Here is a 7640-nt window from a genome sequence, read left to right as displayed (position 1 = left end):
TTCGCCGCCAACACGAACCAAAAACGGGAGTTTGGGGCGCAACCCCAACGCCGTTGCCTCAGCCCTGAGGCCTGGGGCCTGATCGTGAGCCTCTTCTTGATCTTGATGCTGCCCACACTGGCTCATGCGCAAGCGCAACCGCTGGATCTCGCAAGCTACGAGCGACTGTTGCGCGAGGGGCGGGCGGCGGCGCTGCGCGGGGATCGGCTGGATGTTGAGCAGATCGCCGAGGTGCTCGCGGGAACTTCAGCAGTGGTGATGCCTGATGGAACGCTTGCGCCCGTTGAGACAAGCTGGTTGACAGAGGAGTTGGCCCGTGCGAACCCAGATCTGCCGTTGCTTGCCGGACGCATGGGGGCGCTGCTTGATGCGCTCGCAGTGCCGCTTGAGGTAGAACCGGCTGATGCACTCGAGCGCCTGGAACCGATTCTGGCCGCGCCACCCTTTGCCGACCGTGAACAAGCCCCGCGTGAGCCCAGTTGGTTTGATCAGTTGCTTACATGGCTCTTTGAGCAACTTGGGCGTTTTGCGCAACCTGTGGCCGAAACAGCCTCGGGGCCGGCAGGCACGTTGACCTCCTGGCTCTTAACGGCGGCGGGGGCGGCACTCCTTATCGTCATACTGGTCTTCTGGTTGCGGGGGCTGCGACGAACCCTGCAGGTCGAGGCTGAACTGGCGAGTCCCGCCGAACGCGCCGCCCGCGATACGGCTGATGCCCGCGCCCAGGCCGCGAGCCTGGCCAAAGCCGGCGACTATCGCGGGGCGGCCCGGATGCTCGCCCTTGCCTCGCTGCTCTGGCTTGATGAGCGTGGCCGCCTGCGCTACGATCCGCACCAGACCAACCGCGAACACCTGAAACGGCTGCACGAAGAACCGGTTGCGCAAGAGCATCTCGCGCCGGTGGTTGAGCTTACTGATCGCGTCTGGTACGGCCAAGCGCCGCTCGATGCACATGGATATGCCGAGGTCGAACAGCAGGTCGAGGCTCTACGCAAGGCAGTGGAGTAATTCGGCATGATACGACGCGATCTCATGCTGCTGGTGGTGCTCTTTGCTGGCCTGGTGGCCCTAATTGGCCTGGGGCCTGGCCGCAGCGAAGGCTTGCCCGGCGGCAATGGCAGCAGTCGCTCCTCTGAGGCCGGGGGGACGCTCGCGCTCTATCGGTGGCTGGGGGATCTGGGGTATCGGGTGGAGCGGCTCGAATATCGGGCGTTTGAAGTCGATCCACGCGTCGATCTCCTGGTGGTCTTCAATCCACGCGAACGCTACAGCCGCGACGATGCCGAGGCCGTAGCAGCATGGGTGGAGGCTGGCGGCACCCTGCTGATCGTCGAGCCACGCTCTGGGCTCAATGCCCCTGCAGCCTCCCTGCTGGAAGCCTTCGACCTGAAGGTTGAGCCATTGCCCGCTGAAGGCGCATTCGGACGCGCACCGATCCTGCAACCGGCGCTGGGTGCGCCTGCCGCCACGCAACTCAATGTGCAGACCCGCAGCATGATCACGAGTGAACGGACAGATCTCGCCCCACTCGCGGGCAGCAACGCGACCCCGGTGATGATCGGCGTCCAGCACGGCGAGGGCTATATCTTTGCCATCACGAGTGCACAACCCTTCTCGAACCGCGGGCTCCGTGAACGTGATCATGCCGCCGTCGTCGTCAACATCTTGCGCCGCATCCCGCCCGGTGGAACGGTTGTTTTTGACGAGATCCATCACGGGTTTGTCGTTGAACCAAGCATGCGCACCCTGCTGCTCGGCACCCCGTGGGGGTGGGCAACGCTCTATCTCGGCGGCATTGTTGCTGGCTACCTTGTACTAACCGGACGCCGTTTTGGTCAGCCGATCCCGCTGCGGGCCGAGGCCGATCGGCGGAGCAGCGCCGAGTACCTGGCAAGCATGGCGGGCCTGTTGCGGCGGGCCGGCAAACGCGAATACCTGCGCGACCACTATCGCACCACGCTACGACGGCACCTGACCCACAGCTATGGCCTGAGCCCCGATTGCGACGATGCGACCCTGCTGGCGACGATCAAAGCGGTGCATCCAGCGCGTGCAGAAAGCGTGCGCGACCTGTTGAACCGGCTCAACGACCCTGCCACCGATGAAGCGTCGTTGTTACGGATCGTCGCCGCGATCGACGAGGTACGTGATACGGGTTGAGGGCAATATTAAGGTGAACCCGTGTTGACGCAAAGGCGCAAAGGCGCAAAGTGATGCAAGGAGACGCATCAAACCTTCGCGTCTTTGCGTCAAATTTCCTTGTTTCATTGGTAGAGCAACGTATCACGGCAAAAAGGCGTTGGTGAAGGCCTGTTCAGGGTCGATCATGCTGCTCAGCAGGTCGCGGTCGACCATCCATTGCGCATAGTCGCGCCAGACTTCGACGCGCTGTTCGCCCCAGCGCGGTGCGTTGCCCTGATATTCGCTGGCGAGATAGACCTGGCTCTGGGTAACGAGTTCGGCGTCGAGTTCAGGGGCGGCTTGCAGGAGGATCGTCGCGGCTGTGTCCGGCTCTTCAATTGCATACTGATACCCGGCACTGGTTGCAGCCATAAAACGCCTGAGCAGATCAGGTTGGGTGGCAATCAGCTCTTCGCTGGTGATGAGCACGGGTGTATAGTAATCAGGAATGCAGTTCAGATCACGGATCATAACAATATTCAGATCAATATCGCGCTGCGCAGCCTCGACGCCGGTCCATCCGGCGAAGATCCAGGCAAAGTCAATCGCATCGCGTTCGGTGGCAACAAAAAAGTCACTTGAGCCAATATCAACGAATTGCACCTGGCTGGCATCCGCACCGACACACTCCATCAAGCCAGCGATCACCGCCTGCTCGACGGGCGAGCCCCAGGCGCCATACCGATGCCCGGCAAAGTCAGCCGGCGTAGTGATGCCCTTTGCGGCGCGACTGGCAAAACCACTCGTATTGCTCTGGATAATCGCCGCCACCGAGACAATCGGCAAGCCAACGACCCGCGCCTCGGTGACGGCCTCTTGATACGAAATGCCAAGATCGAGCCGCCCAGTCGCCACGAGTTGCTCGACCGTGCCGCCCTCCTGAGCCTGCAAAATCTCCACCTCAAGCCCTTGCTCACGATAGAAGCCACGGTCACGAGCAACATAGAGCCCCGTATGATTGGTATTGGGTGTCCAGTCGAGACCAACGCGCAACCGGACAGGTTCAGGATCAGTTGGTGTGGGTGAAAGTCCGCCCGCACCATTCCCGCCACAGGCGCTCAGCCCGAGCGCCAACAGGATCACAAGCATCAACCAGCGCATCATTCAGTTCCTTTCCAAGCAAGCAAACGACGTTCGAGCACGACGATCAGCGCAAATAGGATCAGGGTCAACAGCGACGTGACCAGCGCGGCAACAAAGACCTGATCGGTGCGGAAGGCGCGCAGCGAACGCGCAATATAGACCCCGAGGCCCGCCTCGGCCCCGATCCATTCGGCAATCACAGCGGCAATGACGCTATAGGTCACCGCGATGCGAAGGCCACGAAAGAACGAAGGCAACGCGGCGGGCCAACGCAGCAGGCGCAGGGTCTGCCAATAGCTGGCATCCATCGCCTGAAAGAGCCGCACCATATCACGGTCAGCGTCGCGCAAGCCGCCGGCGAGACTAACCGTAATTGGGAAAAAGGTTACCAGAGCAACCACCAGCACCTTGGGGAGCAGGCCGAAACCGAGGCCGATCACAAGCAGCGGGGCAATCGCGACAATCGGCACCGTCTGCGAAACGACGAGCAACGGATAGACCGCCCGCCGGATCAGAGGCACCGCATCAAGCGCCAGGGCCAGCCCGATGCCCGTGACGAGCGCCAGACCCGCCCCGAGGGCCGTCACCCGTAGCGTCGCGACCACGTGCCCCCCAAGGATCGGCAGACTCTCGACAAAGGTCTGGCCCACCCGCGAAGGTGCGGGCAAGAGCCAGACCGGCACCGCAAAGAGGCGCACCAACACCTCCCACGCCACCAGCAGACTGGTCAGCAGGATCGCCGGAGGTAGCCACTGATGAAGCACCCGGCGCATCAGGGCCAAACGGCGGCTAGCCGCCATACTTGGCCAACTTCTCCTCGATCGACGAGCCAAGCGGATCATAATCAACCTTGATCAACGTAAAGACCCGCGCAGCCCCGGCCTGCAACACCGCCTCTTGCGCCGCCTTGATCACCGCCATCACCGCATCGTACTCACCCTCAAGCGTCGTCTCCATCGACGACACGCGATAGGGCACCCCACTGGCGGCCACCACCGCAATCGCCGCATCAACGGCGGCATAGGTTGCCGCCTTATCCGCGAGACCACCGGGCAACACCTGAAAACTCACAGCAATCGGTGCCATACTCCTCCTCTCGACAAAACAAAACGGCCATTGCCCCAACGAAGGAGCAACGGCCGTCAACACGCCGTCAATGCTTCCCTCCGCTGGCACTACCCAGGTCAGGTTCGAAGGGTTAGTAGCATTACGGGCTACACTCTCAGCCAGGCTCACCTGGCACCCCCAGCATGTGCGCTTGCTGGCGCACACCATTGATTGTTGTAGGTATTATACGCTATTTTGGTGGGCTTGGCGGCCATATTTTTGACGCAAAGGCGCAGAGGCGCAGAGGGTTGAGGTGTGGCACCTGGGATGCTATGATGGGCCAGACGTGGTAGAATCAGCGAAGTACTATTTGAAGGTGCCGACCAATTGGTATTGCGTTCCGCAACAAAGCAAAGCCCATCACTGGTACGATAGCCAGGGTTGCAAGAAGGATCTCGCCCACATGATCTCGCCCACAGATTCATTGCCAACATCATCATCTGAGTTGCGTCAGATATATCTGGAACTGCTCAAGCGTTGCCTGCTGGGCATGATCTACGAAGACGCACCGACCTCCGCCCCAGCCATCGGTGGCTACAAGACTGAACTGTATATCGCGAAGTTTCGCGAGGCGGGGCGCGATCTTCCCAGCCAGGCACATTCGATGATCGGTCTCCGACGGATGAACAACCTGCAAGCCTGCATCGAACAGGTGCTGACCGACGGTGTGCCCGGCGACCTGATCGAGACTGGCGTATGGCGCGGTGGGGCGACGATCACAGCGGCGTGCGCACCGACAACTACTGGCATCCCGACACCTATCAAGGCATCCTCCAGCGCGGGTTCATGATCGGCGCCTTTCTCTGCTGGTTCGAGGCTGCTATGTTGTAACGCAGTGACGGGGAGGCGGGGAGATGCAGAGAGGGACAAGGACGAACAGGGGTTCCGTCGGTGCGCAGGACTGCGGGCACCGCGCCCCTCCCTGACCTGGCAGGTCGAACGGGGTTGCGTCGGTGCGCAGGACTCTGGGCAACGCGACCTTCCCCGACCTGCCAGGTCGGGGCGCGCCAGACACCCCTGCTGCTTAGGATCTAGTCCAACGCGCCTCACCTGCTAGGTCTGGCGGTGCGCAGGCGTGCCATGGGCATGGGCGCCCTTCCGGGTAGCACCCACCTGCCAGGTCTCCCAGGAGAAAGCTGAACAATTACGCGGCCCCCGCCACATCCCCAACGTAAGATTGATTACAGTCGACCCACAGGTGCTCTGGTATACTCAGCGTGCCAGAATGGGCAAGCGTAACACAAGAGGGTGTATTCCATGATTGACAAAGCGCTACGCGAACCAAAAGAGAGCCTGCTTGGTCCGTTGGTGCGAGGGCCGTTGCGCCGCATTCACCCAACGAGTGTCACGGTCGTCGCAGCAATTGTTGGCGTTGCCGCAGCGGTTGCGGCCTGGCAAGGGCTCTATGTCGCCGCGTTGATCCTCTGGGTGGTCAACCGGATCCTGGATGGACTGGATGGTACGCTGGCGCGGATCACTGATCAGCAGAGCGATCTGGGGGCGTATCTGGATATCCTGCTTGATCATCTGGTTTATGCAGCTATTCCGATAGGCCTGGCGCTGGCAGCCAATACGTCGGCGGGCTACCTTGCATTGGCAGCCTTGCTCGCTAGCTTTTATCTCAACGGGGCCAGTTGGATGTACCTGGCGGCCCTGCTCGAAAAACGGCAGGCTGGCGCTCGCAAGCAAGGTGAGTTAACGACAGTCACGATGCCGGGGGGGCTCATCGAGGGGGCCGAGACGGTTGTCTTCTACACCCTCTTTCTGTTGCTGCCGGGGGCGCTCGTGCCGCTCTTTAGCCTGATGGCCGTGCTCGTCGTGATCACTGCCAGTCAGCGCCTGATCTGGGCCTTACGCAATCTCTGAGGAGACGCATGGTAGACACATCACATAGCGTGCCTGAGCGCACGCCGTTTTGGGCGCGACACTGGCAAAAAGGCCTCGCCGCCCTCATCTGGCTCACCCTGGTTGGGACGTTTCTCGGTTATAGTCTGATCACCGGGCGATCGCCAACCGACACGCTCTACGACCTGATCGACCTGTTGCGCACGCCGGTTGGCCCGTTGCTCTACATCCTGATCTACACGTTACGGCCACTCGCCTTCTTCTCGGCGATTGTTGTTACGTTGATCGGTGGTGCCATCTGGGGGCCGTTCTGGGGGACAATCTTTGTCATCATCGGCTCGAATATGTCGGCGACGCTGGCCTACGGTTTTGGACGTGTCTTTGGGCAAGGGGTCTTGCCCGAGGGCAACGAGGGGGCCACGGGCAACCTCATGAACCGGTATGCCGAGCGGCTGCGGCGCAACGCCTTTAGCACAATCCTGGTGATGCGGCTGATCTACCTGCCGTACGACCTGGTCAACTATATGGCAGGCTTCTTGCGGGTACCGTACCGACCCTACATCCTTGCCAGCATCCTCGGCTCGTTGCCAGGCACGCTCACCTTTGTCCTTGCTGGCGCATCACTGAACATTGACGACATCTTTGCTGGCAACTTCAGCATCGCAGCGATCAACCCGTGGACGCTCGTTCTCTCGGTGGTGCTCTTTTTCAGCGGGCTACTCATCTCGCGGTTCTTGCGGCAGAAAGAGAACCAGGAGGCATAAAAAAGCTTCTGGTGCCGAACGGATCCGAGCTTTGCTCGGATCCGTTCGGCACCAGAAGCGCAGTTGTTAGGGCGAAACTACTATGAGAGCGCCTGACGACCCTCGCGGCGCCAGAGACGGGTGATCAACTGGCGGCGACGGCGGCGGGCTTGGCGGGCGGCATAAAACGGATCAGACGCGCACAACTGCCGTCGCAACTGAATGCTCTGCCCGGTAAAAAGACCACTGACAAAAGTGGTCAGATCGGTTAGCGACGCAATCTTATCGGCCACCGCAAGCACCCAGCCTTCGCGGGTCGTTGGACGAGGCCCAAGGGGGTACATGTGGCTCACAATCGCCTGCGCCACCTCTTCGCCCTCTCCAAGTTCAGCGGCCACACGAGCTGCGATCGCCCCGTGGGTTGTCAGCGTCCCAAGGCGCGAATCGAGATCATGAAGAATTGCCGCCCGCGTTGCCGTCCGTTGATCGGCACCCATCAACGGTGCCAGTGCATACGAATAGCGCGCAACGCGCAGCATATGGTCGTGCTTCGAGACACTGTGGTGCAAATGGTGACGAGTTTCCACAACACGCGGATGCGCAAGCAAATCGGCAATCAGGGCAGCATGATTCATGGGATCTTATTCCCTCCTTAGGGAACTGGAAGTCGCTCCAGTACAT

Annotated in this window: 9 protein-coding genes and 1 riboswitch; of the genes, 5 read left to right on the top strand and 4 right to left on the bottom strand. The window is 61.0% G+C overall.

The features are described 5' to 3' along the window. Together A9Q02_RS10235 and A9Q02_RS10230 are read left to right on the top strand one after the other, a co-directional pair. Nucleotides 1-1008, top strand: a 1008-nt coding sequence (locus tag A9Q02_RS10235; protein WP_097652579.1) for a DUF4129 domain-containing protein, incomplete at its 5' end; no start/stop codon positions are given. Nucleotides 1009-1014: 6 nt separating this feature from the next. Then, nucleotides 1015-2160 carry a DUF4350 domain-containing protein gene (locus A9Q02_RS10230; RefSeq protein ID WP_097652577.1) on the top strand — a complete coding sequence of 382 codons (1146 nt, stop codon included), beginning with the start codon at nt 1015-1017 and terminating at the stop codon, nt 2158-2160. A gap of 123 nt (nt 2161-2283) precedes the next feature. Here A9Q02_RS10230 and A9Q02_RS10225 read toward each other — a convergent pair whose 3' ends face one another. The 3 genes from A9Q02_RS10225 to A9Q02_RS10215 are packed head-to-tail and all read right to left on the bottom strand — an operon-like array spanning nt 2284 to nt 4350. After that, nucleotides 2284-3285, bottom strand: coding sequence for an ABC transporter substrate-binding protein (locus tag A9Q02_RS10225; protein ID WP_097652575.1), 1002 nt, complete (start codon nt 3283-3285; stop codon nt 2284-2286). Further along, nucleotides 3282-4064 carry an ABC transporter permease gene (locus A9Q02_RS10220; RefSeq protein WP_097652573.1) on the bottom strand — a complete coding sequence of 261 codons (783 nt, stop codon included), beginning with the start codon at nt 4062-4064 and terminating at the stop codon, nt 3282-3284. The genes A9Q02_RS10225 and A9Q02_RS10220 overlap by 4 nt, the downstream gene beginning before the upstream one ends. Beyond that, nucleotides 4054-4350, bottom strand: coding sequence for a thiamine-binding protein (locus tag A9Q02_RS10215; protein WP_097652571.1), 297 nt, complete (start codon nt 4348-4350; stop codon nt 4054-4056). The genes A9Q02_RS10220 and A9Q02_RS10215 overlap by 11 nt, the downstream gene beginning before the upstream one ends. Nucleotides 4351-4408: 58 nt before the next feature. Next, nucleotides 4409-4521, bottom strand: a riboswitch (TPP riboswitch). 253 nt (nt 4522-4774) lie between these two features. Here A9Q02_RS10215 and A9Q02_RS10210 point away from each other — a divergent pair. The 3 genes from A9Q02_RS10210 (at nt 4775) to A9Q02_RS10200 (ending at nt 6980) form a co-directional block, all read left to right on the top strand. Then, on the top strand, nt 4775-5161 hold the full coding sequence (locus tag A9Q02_RS10210) for a TylF/MycF/NovP-related O-methyltransferase (protein ID WP_097652569.1): 387 nt from the start codon (nt 4775-4777) through the stop codon (nt 5159-5161). A gap of 467 nt (nt 5162-5628) precedes the next feature. Next, a complete protein-coding gene (locus A9Q02_RS10205; RefSeq protein ID WP_097652567.1) occupies nt 5629-6237 on the top strand; it encodes a CDP-alcohol phosphatidyltransferase family protein in 609 nt (202 codons plus the stop codon). An 8-nt stretch (nt 6238-6245) separates the two neighbouring features. Beyond that, on the top strand, nt 6246-6980 hold the full coding sequence (locus A9Q02_RS10200; protein WP_097652565.1) for a TVP38/TMEM64 family protein: 735 nt from the start codon (nt 6246-6248) through the stop codon (nt 6978-6980). Between the two features lie 80 nt (nt 6981-7060). On the opposite strand, the gene A9Q02_RS10195 is transcribed toward A9Q02_RS10200, so the two are convergent. Then, the gene (locus A9Q02_RS10195) at nt 7061-7594 is read right to left on the bottom strand and encodes an HD domain-containing protein (RefSeq protein WP_097652563.1); all 534 of its coding nucleotides are present in this window, start codon (nt 7592-7594) and stop codon (nt 7061-7063) included. Between the last annotated feature and the right edge of the window lie 46 nt (nt 7595-7640).

This window comes from Candidatus Chloroploca asiatica (assembly GCF_002532075.1).
Lineage (GTDB): Bacteria > Chloroflexota > Chloroflexia > Chloroflexales > Chloroflexaceae > Chloroploca > Chloroploca asiatica.
This window is presented reverse-complemented; position numbering and strand designations above follow the sequence as displayed.